General features: G+C 70.9%; 16 protein-coding genes. 5 read left to right on the top strand and 11 right to left on the bottom strand.

All coding sequences use genetic code 11. The annotated features are described in order from the left end of the window. Positions 1 to 20: 20 nt before the first annotated feature. The 5 genes from HAV40_RS16900 to ctaE all read right to left on the bottom strand — a co-directional run bounded on the left by HAV40_RS16900 (position 21) and on the right by ctaE (position 5449). Positions 21 to 1223 carry a cytochrome P450 gene (locus tag HAV40_RS16900; protein ID WP_239085839.1) on the bottom strand — a complete coding sequence of 401 codons (1203 nt, stop codon included), beginning with the start codon at positions 1221 to 1223 and terminating at the stop codon, positions 21 to 23. Between the two features lie 137 nt (positions 1224 to 1360). After that, complete coding sequence (gene qcrB / locus HAV40_RS16895) at positions 1361 to 2947, bottom strand: cytochrome bc1 complex cytochrome b subunit (RefSeq protein ID WP_166382304.1); 1587 nt, start codon at positions 2945 to 2947, stop codon at positions 1361 to 1363. A gap of 2 nt (positions 2948 to 2949) precedes the next feature. Next, positions 2950 to 4026: a cytochrome bc1 complex Rieske iron-sulfur subunit gene (qcrA, locus tag HAV40_RS16890; RefSeq protein ID WP_166382302.1), complete on the bottom strand. Its 1077-nt coding sequence runs from the start codon at positions 4024 to 4026 to the stop codon at positions 2950 to 2952. After that, positions 4023 to 4835, bottom strand: coding sequence for a cytochrome bc1 complex diheme cytochrome c subunit (gene qcrC, locus HAV40_RS16885; RefSeq protein WP_166382300.1), 813 nt, complete (start codon positions 4833 to 4835; stop codon positions 4023 to 4025). Before qcrC ends, qcrA begins: the two co-directional genes overlap by 4 nt. An 8-nt stretch (positions 4836 to 4843) precedes the next feature. Then, positions 4844 to 5449, bottom strand: a complete 606-nt coding sequence (gene ctaE, locus HAV40_RS16880; RefSeq protein WP_155386612.1) for an aa3-type cytochrome oxidase subunit III — start codon at positions 5447 to 5449, stop codon at positions 4844 to 4846. A gap of 108 nt (positions 5450 to 5557) precedes the next feature. On the opposite strand from ctaE, the gene HAV40_RS16875 reads away from it, so the two are divergent. Genes HAV40_RS16875 through trpD form a run of 3 tightly spaced genes read left to right on the top strand, consistent with a single transcriptional unit; the run spans position 5558 to position 8081 of the window. Then, positions 5558 to 6550 (top strand): cytochrome c oxidase assembly protein, encoded by a 993-nt coding sequence (locus HAV40_RS16875; RefSeq protein ID WP_166382298.1) that lies wholly within the window; start codon positions 5558 to 5560, stop codon positions 6548 to 6550. Further along, positions 6547 to 6942, top strand: a complete 396-nt coding sequence (locus tag HAV40_RS16870; protein WP_166382296.1) for a response regulator — start codon at positions 6547 to 6549, stop codon at positions 6940 to 6942. The genes HAV40_RS16875 and HAV40_RS16870 overlap by 4 nt, the downstream gene beginning before the upstream one ends. A gap of 41 nt (positions 6943 to 6983) precedes the next feature. Beyond that, positions 6984 to 8081 (top strand): anthranilate phosphoribosyltransferase, encoded by a 1098-nt coding sequence (gene trpD / locus HAV40_RS16865; protein WP_166382294.1) that lies wholly within the window; start codon positions 6984 to 6986, stop codon positions 8079 to 8081. Positions 8082 to 8148: 67 nt separating this feature from the next. On the opposite strand, the gene HAV40_RS16860 is transcribed toward trpD, so the two are convergent. Further along, positions 8149 to 8574, bottom strand: a complete 426-nt coding sequence (locus HAV40_RS16860; RefSeq protein ID WP_166382292.1) for a cytochrome c oxidase subunit 4 — start codon at positions 8572 to 8574, stop codon at positions 8149 to 8151. Positions 8575 to 8584: 10 nt separating this feature from the next. Then, positions 8585 to 9409 carry an aa3-type cytochrome oxidase subunit II gene (gene ctaC, locus HAV40_RS16855; protein WP_166382637.1) on the bottom strand — a complete coding sequence of 275 codons (825 nt, stop codon included), beginning with the start codon at positions 9407 to 9409 and terminating at the stop codon, positions 8585 to 8587. Between the two features lie 230 nt (positions 9410 to 9639). On the opposite strand from ctaC, the gene HAV40_RS16850 reads away from it, so the two are divergent. Further along, the gene (locus HAV40_RS16850) at positions 9640 to 10821 is read left to right on the top strand and encodes a cysteine desulfurase family protein (RefSeq protein ID WP_239085840.1); all 1182 of its coding nucleotides are present in this window, start codon (positions 9640 to 9642) and stop codon (positions 10819 to 10821) included. Then, positions 10818 to 11045 (top strand): sulfurtransferase TusA family protein, encoded by a 228-nt coding sequence (locus tag HAV40_RS16845; protein WP_166382290.1) that lies wholly within the window; start codon positions 10818 to 10820, stop codon positions 11043 to 11045. The genes HAV40_RS16850 and HAV40_RS16845 overlap by 4 nt, the downstream gene beginning before the upstream one ends. 151 nt (positions 11046 to 11196) lie before the next feature. On the opposite strand, the gene HAV40_RS16840 is transcribed toward HAV40_RS16845, so the two are convergent. The 4 genes from HAV40_RS16840 to HAV40_RS16825 form a co-directional block, all read right to left on the bottom strand. Further along, positions 11197 to 12171: a carbohydrate kinase family protein gene (locus tag HAV40_RS16840; RefSeq protein WP_166382288.1), complete on the bottom strand. Its 975-nt coding sequence runs from the start codon at positions 12169 to 12171 to the stop codon at positions 11197 to 11199. Positions 12172 to 12304: 133 nt separating this feature from the next. Beyond that, positions 12305 to 12658: an iron-sulfur cluster insertion protein ErpA gene (erpA, locus tag HAV40_RS16835; RefSeq protein ID WP_239085893.1), complete on the bottom strand. Its 354-nt coding sequence runs from the start codon at positions 12656 to 12658 to the stop codon at positions 12305 to 12307. Between the two features lie 101 nt (positions 12659 to 12759). Further along, complete coding sequence (locus HAV40_RS16830; RefSeq protein ID WP_166382284.1) at positions 12760 to 13137, bottom strand: MarR family winged helix-turn-helix transcriptional regulator; 378 nt, start codon at positions 13135 to 13137, stop codon at positions 12760 to 12762. Positions 13138 to 13342: 205 nt separating this feature from the next. Further along, positions 13343 to 14539: a glycerate kinase family protein gene (locus HAV40_RS16825; protein ID WP_166382282.1), complete on the bottom strand. Its 1197-nt coding sequence runs from the start codon at positions 14537 to 14539 to the stop codon at positions 13343 to 13345. Between the last annotated feature and the right edge of the window lie 225 nt (positions 14540 to 14764).

The following is a 14764-nucleotide window of genomic DNA, read 5'->3' as shown; positions in this document are numbered from 1 at the left end:
CGCCCCGGGTGGTGAGGCGGTCAGGCCGTGATGGGCAGGGTCGCGTAGCCGCGGAAGCCGAGGCGGTCGCGGCGGGTGGGGACCCCGGCCGAGCGCAGGTGCGGCAGTTCCGCCAGCAGCAACGGGAAGGCCACCTGCGCCTCCAGGCGGGCCAGCGGGGCGCCCAGGCAGTAGTGCGCGCCCGCGCCGAACGACAGGGACGGCACACTCGGGCGGTCGGGCAGGAAGCTGTCCGGTGCGGTGAAGCGGCGCGGGTCGCGGCCCGCCGCGGCGAGCACCACCATCAGCTCGGTGCCCGCGCGCAGGCGGACCCCGGCCAGCTCGCTGTCCTGCCCTGCGTATCGCGACGTGACCTGCACCGGCGGGTCCAGCCGCAGCATCTCCTCGATGTACGCCGCGGCCAGCTCCGGGGCGGCGCGCAGCCGGGCCAGCTGCTCGGGCCGGTCGAGCAGCATGGCCAGGCCGTTGCCGAGCAGGTTGGTGGTCGTCTCGAACCCGGCCACCAGCAGCAGCACCAGGTGCGCGACGAGTTCCGCGCCACCGATGCGGCCGTCCGCGCCCGCCGCCAGCAGGTCACTGATCATGTCGTCGCCGGGTTCGCGCTGGCGGCGCGCCAGCAGGTCGACGAAGTACTCCGCGAGGTCCTCGCCGGCGGCGTCGGCGCGGCCGAGCTCCTGCGGGTCGCCCGCGAACACCTCCAGGGCCAGGGTCAGGTCCTGCGCGCGGGGGCGGAACCAGTCCCGGTCGGCGGCGGGCACGCCGAGCAGGGCGCAGATCACCGACACGGGCAGCGGATACGCCACGGTGTCCATGAAGTCCACCGGCCCACCCCCGGCCGCGATCGGCGCGATGAGCTCCCCGGCCAGGGCGGCGACGTCGGCGCGCAGCGCCGCGACGCGGCGGGCGGTGAACGCCGCACCAGCCAGCCGCCGCAGCCGGGTGTGGTCGGGCGCGTTGTGCCAGAGCATGGTGCGGCTCAGCCACTGCCAGGACGCGACGTCGCGCCAGCCGGGCAGCGCCCGGTCCAGCACGGCGGCGTCGGTGACCCGGAACGAGGCGTCGCGCAGCACCTGGTCGGCTTCGGCGTATCCGGTGACGACCGCGAACCCCTCGCCCAGCTCGACCACCGGCCCCGCCGAGCGCAGCCGCTCGTAGTGCGGGTAGGGGTCGGCCCGGCCCTCCGTCGTGGCCAGTGCCTGCATCGCCGCCAGTGCGTCCTGCATTCGCCGCTCCCCTGCCGCCGCCGTCTGCGGGCAGCCTACGGCGTGGGGGCGACCGCGACGCCCGGCGGCGGTATCCGGACACGGCGAAGGGCGCCCACCCCAGGGTGAGCGCCCTTCGCCGTGAACCCGTCGCCGGGTCAGTGCTTGCCGGTGGTGATCTCCTCGCGCGGCTGCTCCTCCTGGCGGGGCGGAGCGGGCTGCTCGATCGGCCGGAAGAAGCCGCGGATGGCGGGCCCCAGCGCGCCGACGCGGTTCATCTTCTTCGGCACCGTCCAGCCCACGTACGGCAGGTCGGTGTGGCCGTGCTCGTCGGGGGCGGCCAGCGGCTGGTGCACCTCGACGAAGCGCCCGTCCGGCAGCCGCTTGATGATGCCGGTCTCGACGCCGTGCGCCAGCACCTCACGGTCGTGCTGCTGGAGACCCAGCGCGAGACGGCGCGCGAAGTAGTACGCCAGCGGCGGCAGGACCAGCAGGCCGATGCGGCCCGCCCAGGTCATCGCGTTCAGGCTGATGTGGAACTTGTCGGCGACGATGTCGTTGCCACCGGAGATCGTCAGCACCAGGTAGAACGCGCCGGCCATGGCGGCCAGACCGGTGCGGTCCGGCACGTCGCGCGGGCGCTGGAGCAGGTTGTGCGAGCCCTTGTCCTTCTTCCAGCGCGCCTCGATCCACGGGTACGCCATCGGCACCACCGACAGGATGCCTGGCAGCACCACGGTGGGCCAGAACAGCGGTGGGATGTTGTACCCGAGGAATCTGATGTCCCAGGCGGGCATCAGACGGGTCGAGCCGTCGAGGAACATGACGTACCAGTCGGGCTGGCTGCCCGCCGAGACCACCGCGGCCTCGTACGGGCCGAACAGCCAGATCGGGTTGATCTGGAACAGGCCGCCCATCAGCGCGATGACCGCGAAGACGAGCATGAAGAAGCCGCCCTGCTTGATCGCGTAGCGCGGGAACATGCGCTCGCCGACGACGTTCTTGTTGGTGCGGCCCGGACCCGGCCACTGCGTGTGCTTCTGCACGAAGACCAGGCCCACGTGGATGGAGACCAGCGCGAGCAGGATCAGCGGCAGCAGGAACACGTGCAGGATGTACAGGCGGGACAGGATGATCTCGCCGGGGAACTCGCCGCCGAACAGCGACGTGGTCACCCAGGAGCCGATCACCGGGATGGACAGCATGATCGCCGAGGCGATGCGCAGGCCGGTGCCGGACAGCGCGTCGTCGGGCAGCGAGTACCCGGCGAAGCCCTCGGTGAAGCCCAGCCAGAACATGCTCAGGCCGATGATCCAGTTGATCTCACGCGGCTTGCGGAACGCGCCGGTCATGAAGACCCGGAACATGTGCACCACGATCGCGGCCATGAACAGCAGCGCCGCCCAGTGGTGCATCTGGCGCATGACCAGGCCGCCGCGCACGTCGAACGACAGGTCCAGCGCCGTCTCGTACGCCCGCGACATCTCGACGCCCTGCAGCGGCAGGTACGAGCCGTCGTAGCGCACCTCCTGCAGGGAGGGCTCGAAGAACAGCGCGAGGAACGTGCCGGTCAGCAGCAGGATGATGAACGAGAACAGCGCGATCTCGCCCAGCAGGAACGACCAGTGGTCGGGGAACACCTTGTTCAGCACGCTACGCAGCGGGGTCGCCACCGGCAGCCGGGTGTCCACCTCCTCCGCGGCCTTGCCCGGGAGGGCTTTCAGGTCAACCTTGCGACGCTTCATGGTCAGTCCTTCTCCCAGAACGCCGGCCCGACCGGCACCTTGTAGTCGCCGGTCGCCACGAGGAAGCCCTCCTTGTCCACGCTGATGGGCAGCATGGGCAGGGACCGCGTCGCCGGGCCGAAGATCGGCCGGGCGTTGTCGGTGATGAGGAACTGGGACTGGTGGCACGGGCAGAGCAGGCGGTTCGTCTGCTGCTCGTACAGGCTCGCCGGGCAGCCCGCGTGGGTGCAGATCTTCGAGTACGCCACGAAGCTGCTCCAGGTGCTGCCCTGGTTGATCGTGTACAGCTTCTGGTTCAGCTTCGCCGCGTCGTCCTCACGCAGGTGGATCAGCAGCGTCGGGGAGTCCGCGTGGTGGTTGCTGGCGCCGCCCGGGATGTTCGGGAACACCGTGATCTGGCCGCCGGTGCTCACCATCTCCGGCCGCACCAGCGTGCCGTCGTCGTGCATCAGGCGGATCGGGTTGTCCGGCGTGGCGCCGGCGAACCCGGTCTTGAACAGGATGTCCGGGTGGTGCGGGTCCTTGATCAGGGCGCCGATCGGGATGGCCGCGGCGGCCAGACCCAGCGGGGCCAGGCCCAGCAGCGACCACTTCAGGATCGGCCGCCGGCCCAGGCCCATCTCGTCGCCGATGAACTGCATCGTCGTGCCGGTGAGCTTCTGCTCCTCGGCCGAGGACGGGCCGTCGTGCCGCTCCTGGATCGCGATCTCGTGCGGGAGCAGCTTCTTGCCCCAGGTCAGCACGCCCAGACCGACGCCGACCAGGGCCAGGCCAAGGGTCAGGCCCAGGATCGGCGTGTAGTACTTGCTGGCGTGCGGGCCGAGCTCGTACTCCCAGGGCCACCAGATGAAGGCGACCACGAACAGGGTCGACATGATGCCGGTGAGCAGGAAGAAGAAGGCGACGATACGGGTCATCCGCCGCTCGCCCCTCGAGCCCGGCGGGTACTGCGGCTCGTAGTGGACGATCTCCACTCCGTCGCGCCGCGCACCCTCGCGCACGATGTCGAACCGGGTCAGGTTCGGGTTGTCCAGGTCGACGCCTGCGGCGTCACGCACCTGGGTGTTCGTCTCACTCATGACTTACCCGCAATCCACAGCGCTGCGAAGACCAGAGCCACCACACCGACCAGGAAGATCGCCAGGCCCTCGGTCACCGGACCGAACCGGCCGAGGCCCCAACCGCCCGGGTCGCTGTCGCTCTGCAGGCTCTGCACGTACGCGATGATGTCGAACTTGTCCTGCGGCGACAGCTCATTGTCGCCGAAGACGGGCATGTTCTGCGGACCGGTCAGCATCGCTGCGTAGATTTGCCGGTCAGTGGCGGGCTCCAGGCTGGGCGCGTACTTGCCGCTGGACAGCGCACCGCCGCCGCCGGAGAAGGCGTGGCAGGAGGAGCAGTTGATCCGGTAGAGCTCGCCGCCACGGGCGATCTTGCCCTTGGACGCGAAGTCCTCGCCCTCCGGAAGCTGCGGGCCGCCGCCCAGCTCCTGGATGTAGGCGCCCAGCTGCCGTGACTGGTCGACGGTGAACATCGGGTCCTTGCGCTCCGCCTGCGCCTCCTGGCGGGCGGCCGGCATGCGGCCCGTCTCCACCTGGAACTCGACAGCCGCCGAGCCGACGCCGATCAGGCTCGGTCCGCGTCCGTCGACGCCCTGCGCGTTCGCGCCGTGGCAGGTGATGCAGCTGACGTCGTACAGCGCCTTGCCGGCCTCGGCGGCCGGGGTGAGGGGGGCGGCGCCCTGGGCTCCGCCGGGCGCGACGATCGCGTAGATGCCGCCCGCGAAGACCAGCGCGGCGAACATGCGCAGCGCCGAGTTCAGCCGCCGGCGTACCCGGCTGCGCTGCTTGGGCGCACCCGCCGCCGGGCGTGGGGTGTCTGGTGTCATGGCCGAGCTCACATCCGCTCCAGCAGGTAGATCATGAAGAAGAGGCCGACCCAGACCACGTCGACGAAGTGCCAGTAGTACGACACCACGATCGCCGAGGTCGCCTGCGCCGGCGTGAACCGTCCCATGGTGGTGCGGATCATAAAGATGATGAAGGCGATCAGGCCGCCTGTCACGTGCAGGCCGTGGAAACCGGTGGTCAGGTAGAACATCGACCCGAACCCGTCAGCGTTGATCTTGATGCCCTCGCTGACCAGTACGCGGTATTCGTTGACCTGGCCGAGCACGAACGTCAGGCCCATCAGGAACGTGATGGTGAACCAGAGCCGCAGCCCGTACACGTCACCCCGCTCCGCGCGCAGCACGCCGATCTGACAGGTGATGGAAGACAGCACCAGGATCGTCGTGAAGAACACCGCGTACGGGAGATTGAGCACGTGGGAGTGCTGGATCCACTGGTCGTAGTCCGCGGCGCGGATCGCGAAGAACATCGCGAAAAGCGCGGCGAAGAACATGAGTTCGCTGGAGAGCCACACGATGGTCCCGACGCTGACCATGTTGGGCCTGGTCAGGGAGTGGATCCTGCTCTTGTCGATGGCTGAGGCGGCAGTCACGCGGTCATTATTGCCCCCTACCTGCATCGGCGAGCGTCGGGGTGCCTGGTTGGCGGCGTGTCGTGCCCCGGCGAACCGGCGCGGCCGAGCGCGGTCTAGCCTCGGGTGGTGCCGCCTGTCGATCATTTCACCGCGCTGACCTCGCCCGTTGCGACCTTGACCGCCGAGACTCCCCCGTTCACGGTGGCGACGCTGGTGACCGGAGCCCGGCTCGACTCGTGGCTCGCGGTCGGTCTGCTGTTGGCGGGTGCGCTGTATCTCTACGGCACGCACCGGCTGCGGATGCGCGGCGACCGGTGGCCGGTCGGGCGCACCATCGCCTTCCTCGGCCCCGGTCTGGGCACGCTGGCCCTGGTCACGGTGAGCGGGATCGGCGGCTACGACACCACGCTGCTGTCGGTGCACATGCTCCAGCACATGGCGCTGTCCATGGTCGCCCCGATCTTCCTGGCGCTGGGCGCGCCGGTCACGCTCGCCCTGCGTACGCTGCCCGCCCGCCCCCGCCGCACGCTGCTGGCGGCGCTGCACAGCAAGGTCGCCGGGGTGCTGGCGTTCCCGCTGGTCGCGTTCGGCATCTTCGTGGCGAACCCGTTCGCGTTGTACTTCACCAGCCTGTACGAGCAGACCCTGCGCCACCAGTGGCTGCACGAGGTGATGCACGCGCACTTCATCGCCACCGGCTGCCTGTTCTTCTGGCCTCTGCTGGGCCGCGACCCGCTGCCCGGCCGCTGGCCCTATCCGGCCCGCGCGCTGCTGATGCTGTTGAGTGTTCCGTTTCACACCGTGCTCGGGCTCACCATCATGCAGCAGAAGACGCTGCTCGGCGGCGACTGGTATCCGTCGCTGAACCTGTCCTGGATGGACCCCTGGGCCGACCAGGTGACCGCGGGCGGCGTGCTGTGGGCGGGCGGCGAGCTCGTCTCGGTCACCATGCTCGCGGTGCTCGTCGTCCAGTGGATCAAACAGTCCCGCCAGGAGGCCGCCCGCATCGACCGCCAGCTGGACCGCGAGGAGGCCGCGCAGGCCGCGGCGGCGCAGGTGGACGCGGACGGCGCACCGCACGACCACGAGATCACTTCACCGCTTAGGATGAGCGCATGAGTACCAAGACCGTCCTGCTCTACAGCGACGACCCGCAGGTCCGCGACCGGATGCGGCTGGCCATCGGCGAGCACCCGGCACCCGACCTCGAGGTCGAGTTCGTCGAGGCGTCCACCTACGGCGAGTGCGTCACGCTGGTGGACGACTACGAGATCGATCTGCTGGTGCTGGACGGCGAGGCGACCCCGGGCGGTGGCCTGGGCGTGGCGCGTCAGCTCAAGGACGAGATCGACGAGTGCCCGCCGTGCTGCGTCGTCATCGCCCGCTCGGCCGACCGCTGGCTCGCGGCGTACGCGCGCGTCGACGGGACGCTGCTGCACCCGCTCGACCCGTTCGAGACCGCGAAGGTCATCTCCACCCTGCTCCGCGACGACTCTCCCGTGGCCGCCTGACCCGAGCACCGCGCGCCACGCCCTTCACCCCTGGAGGCCCGATGGGCGACCGGAACACCTGGCCCCACCTGCTCGGCGCGCTGCTGCGCCGGGAGGAGCTCACGCCGGACGACACGGCCTGGGCGATGGGCGAGATCATGTCGGGCGTGGCGACACCGGCGCAGATCGCCGGGTTCGCACTGCTGCTGCGGGCCAAGGGCGAGACGGCCGGTGAGGTCTCCGGCCTGGTCGCCACGATGCTGTCGAACGCGGCCCCGCTGCCGCAGACCGACGAGCAGCGCACGGCCACCCTCGACGTGGTCGGCACCGGCGGCGACCAGGCGCACACCGTCAACATCTCGACGATGTCGGCGATCGTGGCGGCCGGCGCGGGGGCGCGCGTGGTCAAGCACGGCAACCGGGCGGCGTCGTCCTCCTGCGGCACCGCAGACGTGCTGGAGTTCCTCGGCATCCCGCTGGACCTCAGCCCGGAGCAGGTGTCGGCCGTCGCCGACGAGGCGGGCATCACGTTCTGCTTCGCCGCGACGTTCCACCAGGGCCTGCGCCACGCCAGCGGGGTGCGGCGCGAGCTGGGGGTGCCCACCGCGTTCAACTTCCTCGGCCCGCTGACCAACCCGGCCCGGCCCCGCGCGGGCGCGATCGGCTGCGCCGACGTCCGGATGGCCGGGGTCATGGCGCAGGTGTTCGCCGATCGCGGTGACACGGCCCTGGTGCTGTGCGGCGAGGACGGCCTGGACGAGTTCACCACCGCCGCGCCCACGCGCGTCTGGGTGGCTCGTGGCGGGCGCGTCACCCCACTCACGATCGACGCCGCCGACCTCGGCGTGGCCCGTTCGGCCGCCGGGGACCTGCGCGGCGGGGACGTGTCGCTCAACGCCGACGTGGTGCGCCGCCTGCTGGGCGGCCAGACCGGCCCGGTGCGCGACGCCGTGCTGGTCAACACCGCCGCGGGGCTGACCGCCCACGACTGGGCGCGCCAGGGCGCGGCACACGCCGCACCGGACGCGCTGATCGAGGAGCTGACCGAGGCGCTGCACGCGAACATGCGCCGCGCCGCCGAGGCCGTCGACTCCGGCGCGGCCGCGTCGGTCCTGGAGCGCTGGGTCACCGCCGCGGCGGCCGCCAAGTACGCCGAGTAGCCGCCGGACACGCCAATGAAACCGGCCCCCTCCACTGTGGAGGGGGCCGGTTTCATTTGGTTTCGGGTCAGTGCTCCGCGGTGCGGCGGGTGCCGGTGTAGTACTCGAACAGCATCGCCGCGGTCGACAGCAGCACGCACACGATGCCGAGGGCGATCAGCCACCACATCCAGAACACCAGGCCGAGCGAGGCGATCAGCGCCGACAGCGCGATGCCGAACGGCCAGTAGCTGCCCGGGCTGAAGAAGCCCAGCTCGCCCGCGCCGTCGGCGATCTCGGCGTCGAGCCGGTCCTCCGGGCGCGGGTCGATGCGGCGCGAGACGAACCAGAAGTAGCCGCCGCACATCGAGCACAGCAGGAACGACAGCGCCAGCGCGGTGGTGCCGATCCACTCGATCCCGCCCATGGACAGGTTCGTCCACCAGCCATAGACGACCGCGGTGACGGCGAGGAACAGTGCGACGCCGACGAAGATGCGGTATTCGGTCTTCATGTCTCAGCCCTCAGTTCGCGTCGCGCAGGGTCGGGAACGGAGTCGTCGTCGTGGCGTAGGGGTTCTCGCCGATCGCCGTCAGCGCCTCGGGAGTGCTCTTGCCCGCCTTCAACGCCGCCACGAACTGCGCGTACTTCTCCGGCGTCACCGCGCGCAGCTCGAAGTTCATCATCGAGTGGTACGTGCCGCACAGCTCGGCGCACCGACCGACGTAGCTGCCCGGCTGGATGATGTTGACTTCGAACTGGTTGATCACGTTGCCGGGGAAGACATCCCGCTTGAACAGCAGCTCCGGCACCCAGAACGAGTGGATGACGTCGTTGCTGTGCTCGACGAAGCGCACCGTCTTGCCGACCGGGACCACCACGACCGGGATGTAGTTGCTGTCACCGGGCGTGCTCTTCACCCGCTCGGCGTCCAGCTCGGGGCTCGTGAGGTAGTTGAACTGCCAGTTCCACTTGAACGCGACGACCTCGACGGTGGCGTCCGGGTTCTTGGTCAGCTTGTTGACGTCGGTCTGCACGACGGCGGTGTAGTAGAACAGCACCGCGATCACCAGGAACGGCAGCACCGTGTACAGGATCTCGATCGGCAGGTTGAACCGCGTCTGCGTGGGCAGTTCGGCGTCACCGCGCTTGCGGCGGTAGGCCGCCACGCACCAGAAGATCAGACCCCACACGAACACGCCCACGGCCAGTGCCGCGACGACCGAACCGACCCACAGGTCGTACATCCGCTCGGACTGCTCGGTGATGCCGCCCTCGGGCCAGCCGAAGCCGCCGAACGCCTCGCCGACGTTGCACCCCGCGAGCAGCGTCAGTGCGACCACCGACATCGCGCTCAAGCCGACGGCTCGCCTGCGGGCTCGTGTTGCGACCACCTGCTCCTGCCTCCCTTAGCAGCGCCACCTTCGGACGCACCGGTGAGGGGGCGTGACCGACGGTCGCAGAGTACTTCACCCCGGGGCCCCGGCCGGGCCTGGGGTCGGCCCGGTGATCCGGCGTGTCCGCGGGACTGGTGGCGGTGACGACAGCCGTCACCGCTAGATCACGATACCGTCGAGGGGTGGGAGATCCCCGGCAGGCCGGACCAATCGATCAGGGCGAGAGCGTCCGTGGCGCGTATTTCGATGCGGCGACCGCGACGCCGCTGCACCCGGCCGCGCGCGAAGCGCTGCTCGGCGCGCTCGACGACGGCTGGGCCGACCCCGGCAAGCTCTACACGCAGGCCCGCCGGGCACGCCAGCTGCTCGACGCGGCGCGAGCCACGTTCGCGCAGGTCCTGGGCGTACGCCCGGACGAAGTCACCTTCACCGGCAGCGGCACCACGGCCGTACACGCCGCGGTCCTGGGTGGACTGGCCGGCCGCCGCCGCGCCGGAGCGGCCCTGGTCCGCTCCGCGATCGAGCACTCGGCCGTGCTGCACGCCGGTGAACAGCACCTACGCTCCGGCGGCACGGAGACCGCGGTGCCGGTGGACCCGCTCGGCCGGGTCGACGGCGACGCCTGGGCGAGGGCGGTGTCCGCGCCCGGTGTGGCGCTCGCCTCACTGATCAGCGCGAGTCATGAGGTCGGCACGGTCCAGCCCGTCGCCACGGCCGCGGCGGCATGCCGTGATTCCGGCGTGCCGTTGTATGTCGACGCCGCACAGTCACTGGGCCGGATGCCGGTGCCCGGCGGCTGGTCCCTGCTCACCGGGTCGGCCCGCAAGTGGGGCGGCCCGCCCGGCGTCGGGGTGCTGGTGGTGCGCAAAGGGACCCGCTGGGTGTCGCCGTACCCCGCCGACGACCGCGAGTCCGGCCGCTGGCCCGGCGCGCCCGACCTGCCCGCGATCCTCGCCGCCGCCGCCTCGCTGCACGCCGTGCACGAGACCGCGGCCGTCGACGGCGAGCGCCTGTCCGCACTGGTGGACCGGGTCCGCGCGGCCGTCGCGGCGACCGTGCCCGACGTGGAGATCGTGGGCGACCCGGTCGACCGGCTGCCCCACATCGTGACCTTCTCCTGCCTGTACGTCGACGGCGAGGCCCTGCTCACCGCCCTGGACCGGCGCGGCTTCGCGGTGTCGTCGGGCTCGGCGTGCACGTCCTCGACGCTGCAGCCCAGTCACGTGCTGGCCGCGATGGGCGTGCTGACCCACGGCAACATCCGGCTGTCCCTGCACCGCGACAGCACCGCCGAACAGGTCGACCGCTTCCTGGCCGAGCTGCCCGGCATCGTCGCCGCGCTACGGGCGGAGGTGGGCATGTGACCCCCGACGTCCTGAACTGCCTCGGCCAGCGCTGCCCACTACCGGTCATCGCCCTCGCCAAGCACCTGCCCACGGTGCCCGTCGGCACGATCATCCGAGTGCTCGCCGACGACCCCGCCGCCGCCGTGGACATCCCCGCCTGGTGCCGCATGCGCGCCCAGCAGTACATCGGCGCGACCACCGTCGACGGCTCCCCCGCCTACGACGTCCGCCGCCTCACCTGACCCGCCCGCGCCTCCGCCCGTCCGCCGCCGGTGCTCGCGCTCCCACCCTCTCGAAATAGACGCTGGCCTATCACATCGAAAATCCGGCGCTCGAATTCGATGTAATAGGCCAGCGTCTATGAAAAACGGGCGGCGCGGCGGGTGCAGTGGGTCAGTTCAGGTGGGGGCGGATGTCCGCGGCGGCGGATTCGCCGTAGGACTCGGCCAGGCGCTTGAGGAAGTTGTCCGCGTCGACCTCGTACTCCTGGGTGCCGACCGTCTCCAGGACCAGCGTGGCCAGCAGCGCGCCGACCTGCGCGGCCCGCTCCAGCCCCAGTCCCCAGGACAGCGCGGCGAAGAACCCCGCCCGGAAGCCGTCGCCGACACCGGTCGGGTCGTACGCGTGGATCTCGCGGGCGACCGGCACCAGGATCGGCGCGAAGTCGCGTCCGGTGATGCGCACGCCGTTCTTGCCCAGCGTGGTGACCCGCACCTTGACCCGCTCCAGCACCTGGTCGGAGGTCAGGCCGGTCTTCTGCTCCAGCAGCGAGTTCTCGTACTCGTTGGTGAGCAGGAACTCCGCGCCCTCGATGAGCTGCAGCACGTCCTCGCCGCCCATCCGGGCCAACTGCTGCGACGGGTCGGCGGCGAAGGCGTACCCCCGGTCGCGGCACTCCTGCGAGTGGCGCACCATCGCCACCGGGTCGTTCGCGCCGACGATGACCAGGTCGAGGCCGTCGAGGCGGTGGTGCACCGGGGACAGCTCGATGTTGCGGGCCTCGCTCATCGCACCGGCGTAGAACGAGGCGACCTGGCACAGGTCCTCGTCGGTGGTGCAGACGAAGCGGGCGGTGTGCGCCACCTCACTGACGTGCACCGAGTCACAGTCGACGCCGTGGCGCTCCAGCCAGGAGCGGTAGTCGGCGAAGTCCGCGCCGACCGCGCCGACCAGGGCGGGGCGCAGGCCCAGCTTGGCCATGCCGAAGGCGATGTTGGCCGCCACGCCGCCACGGCGGATCACGAGGTCGTCGACCAGGAACGACAGCGAGACCTTGTCCAGCTGGTCGGCGATGAGCTGGTCCGCGAAGCGGCCCGGGAAGTGCATCAGGTGATCCGTGGCGATCGATCCGGTAACGCAGATCTTCATGGTTGACCTTCAGGTCGGCGAAAGATGGGCGCGGAAAGCGTACCGGTTGACGCACATACGACAGCGGCACTCCAGCGTGGCCGGAGTGCCGCTTGTGTCGTCGCCCACAGCGGGCGCCGTGTTGCTCTGACTATCAGTGGAACGAGTCACCGCAGGCGCAGGAGCCGCCCGCGTTCGGGTTGTCGATGGTGAAACCCTGGGCGTCGATGCGGTCGGCGAAGTCGACGGTCGCGCCCGCCAGGTACGGCGCGCTCATCCGGTCGACCACGACCTCGACACCGTTGAACTCGTGCACGACGTCGCCGTCGAGCTCGCGCTCATCGAAGAAGAGCTGGTAACGCAGGCCGGAGCAGCCACCGGGCTGGACCGCGACCCGCAGCCGGAGGTCGTCGCGACCCTCCTGCTCCAGCAGAGCCTTGACCTTGCCGGCCGCGACCTCGGTGAGGTTGATGCCGGTGGCGTCCGTCTTGCTGTCGGTCGTCGAGATGTCTGGCGTCGTCACGTGGTGCTCCCCAAGCGTGAAGTGCTGATAATCCTTCGAGGTAACGCTAGCGCGCCCCGGTTTGATTCCCCAGAGCGCCTCACGGGCTACTGCCCCAGTGTGGTGTTCACGACTGCGCGGTGCGTGGGCCGCGCCTCGGCGTGCCGTTCCCGCCCGGCGTCGGTGGGGTGCACGAACACCCCGCGCCGGTCGGAGGTGCAGAGTTTGCGCTCCACCAGGCCGTCCTTCTCCAGCCGCGCGACCGTGCGCGACAGCGCGCTCTGGCTGAGGTGGATCTGCTCGCCGAGCTCCTGCATCCGCAGGCCGGTGGCGCACTCGCCGCCGTCGACCAGGCGGTCCAGCACCTCGAACTCGCTCATGCCGAGCTGGTGCTGATCCTGCAGCGCACTCTCCAGCGCGCAGGACAGTGCCGCGTACTGCCGGGACAGTTCACGCCACGCCTTCACCGCCACCTCGTCGGGCATGCCCGCGAGCATAACATGCAGATGCAGTAAATGTGAACGCATCTTATGCTTACGCATTCAATGCACGCGCAACTAGCGTTCGCCCCATGTCGTCCAGCCGCCCGCCCGGCGCTAGGCGCGGCCTTGGTGGGGCGGAGCGCGGTGATGATCGCTATCTCGTGTCAGAAACTGCGGTCTGACCATAGGTTTTGACCTCAAACAGCGATCAACGCCGGGACCACTGGCGGGCGAGGCGGGTGGCTAGTTCGCGCAGGCCGCGGGCAGGTTCGGCGAGGGCGAGGTCGACGCTGCCGAAGTGGTCCACCAGGGCGTACGCCTCGGTGACACCGGCCGCACCCTGCTCGCGGCGGCCGGTGGTGACCCGGCCCGCGAGCACCACACACGGGACGCCCAGGTCACGGGCGGCTCCCGCCAGGCCGGAGATCGCCTTGCCGCGCAGGGACTGGTGGTCGAACGAGCCCTCGCCGGTGATCACCAGGTCGGCGTTCTCCAGCACCTCGTCCAGGCCGGTCAGCTCACGTACCAGGTCGATGCCCGAGGAGACCGTGCCGCCGAGCGCCAGGATCGCCGCGCCGAGGCCGCCCGCCGCGCCGCCGCCGGGCAGTTCGGCGAGCTTGGCCGGGCAGCCCGGCAGTTCCCGTTCCAGCACCGCCGCCCAGTTCGCCAGGGCGGCGTCGAGCAGCGTCACGTCTTGGGAGGTGGCGCCCTTCTGCGGGCCGTACACCGCGGACGCGCCGTGCAGGCCGGTCAGCGGGTTGTCGACGTCCGTCGCGGCGATCAGTTCGACCCCGGCGGGCACCAGGCCCGCACCGGCCTGGAGCCCCACGCCGTCCACGCTCTGGGCGACGGCCGGGATCTGGGTGGCGGCGGCGAGGGCTAGGGAGGTGCAGGTGGTCAGGGCTGCGCTGCCCGGGGCCAGGGGCTCGCCTGCGGCGTCGAGGCCGACCGCGCCGAGGGCGGCGAGCAGGCCCGCGCCGCCGTCGTTGGTGGCCGAGCCGCCCAGGCCGATCACCACGCGCCGGGCCCCGTTCTCGATCGCCGCCGTGATCAGCGCGCCCAGGCCGTACGACGAGGTGACCTTCGGGTCCCGCTCCCCCGGCTCGACCAGGTGCAGGCCGCAGGCCTGTGCGCTCTCCACGTACGCGGTGGCCGAGGCGTCGCCGGTGAGCAGCACTGCGCCGAGCACCGGGCGGCCCAGCGGGTCGGTCGTGTCGACCTCGATCAGGTCTCCGCCGATCGAGGCGTGCAGCACCTCGACGAAGCCCGGCCCGCCGTCGGCGATGGGACGGCAGATCAGCTCGTCGGCCGGGGCGGTCTCGTGCCAGCCGTCGGCGACGGCCTGCGCGGCCTCGACCGCGGTGAGTGTGCCGGCGAACTTGTCGGGACAGATCAGCACTCGCATGGGCTGCACGATAGTGACCCGCCCCGGCCGGGTGGGCGACCGGCGCGGCCCCGTCCCACGCCCCAGCGCCGCGAACGCCTGCCCCGGCCCGGTTACCTGGCCCACGTGCGCGGCACGCCATCCCGCCCCTATGCCCGGCCCACGTGCGCGGCACGCCTGTTCCGGCGGATTGCTCCGGCGAGGGTGTGGCAGGTGCCCGCCGTGGGGCAGGCCACAGTCATGGGG

It is taken from the genome of Catellatospora methionotrophica (assembly GCF_011297335.1).
GTDB classification, from domain to species: Bacteria; Actinomycetota; Actinomycetes; order Mycobacteriales; family Micromonosporaceae; genus Catellatospora; species Catellatospora methionotrophica.
The sequence above is the reverse complement of the archived record's forward strand: the minus strand, read 5'-3'. Positions and strand labels throughout refer to the sequence as shown.

Excerpts from the sequence above, each read along its gene's own strand:
- HAV40_RS16900 (WP_239085839.1), bottom strand. The coding sequence starts at position 1,223 with ATGCAGGACGCACTGGCGGCGATGCAGGCACTGGCCACGACGGAGGGC.
- qcrB (WP_166382304.1), bottom strand. The coding sequence starts at position 2,947 with ATGAAGCGTCGCAAGGTTGACCTGAAAGCCCTCCCGGGCAAGGCCGCG.
- qcrA (WP_166382302.1), bottom strand. The coding sequence starts at position 4,026 with ATGAGTGAGACGAACACCCAGGTGCGTGACGCCGCAGGCGTCGACCTG.
- qcrC (WP_166382300.1), bottom strand. The coding sequence starts at position 4,835 with ATGACACCAGACACCCCACGCCCGGCGGCGGGTGCGCCCAAGCAGCGC.
- HAV40_RS16870 (WP_166382296.1), top strand. The coding sequence starts at position 6,547 with ATGAGTACCAAGACCGTCCTGCTCTACAGCGACGACCCGCAGGTCCGC.
- trpD (WP_166382294.1), top strand. The coding sequence starts at position 6,984 with ATGGGCGACCGGAACACCTGGCCCCACCTGCTCGGCGCGCTGCTGCGC.
- HAV40_RS16860 (WP_166382292.1), bottom strand. The coding sequence starts at position 8,574 with ATGAAGACCGAATACCGCATCTTCGTCGGCGTCGCACTGTTCCTCGCC.
- ctaC (WP_166382637.1), bottom strand. The coding sequence starts at position 9,409 with ATGTCGGTGGTCGCACTGACGCTGCTCGCGGGGTGCAACGTCGGCGAG.
- HAV40_RS16840 (WP_166382288.1), bottom strand. The coding sequence starts at position 12,171 with ATGAAGATCTGCGTTACCGGATCGATCGCCACGGATCACCTGATGCAC.
- HAV40_RS16830 (WP_166382284.1), bottom strand. The coding sequence starts at position 13,137 with ATGCCCGACGAGGTGGCGGTGAAGGCGTGGCGTGAACTGTCCCGGCAG.
- HAV40_RS16825 (WP_166382282.1), bottom strand. The coding sequence starts at position 14,539 with ATGCGAGTGCTGATCTGTCCCGACAAGTTCGCCGGCACACTCACCGCG.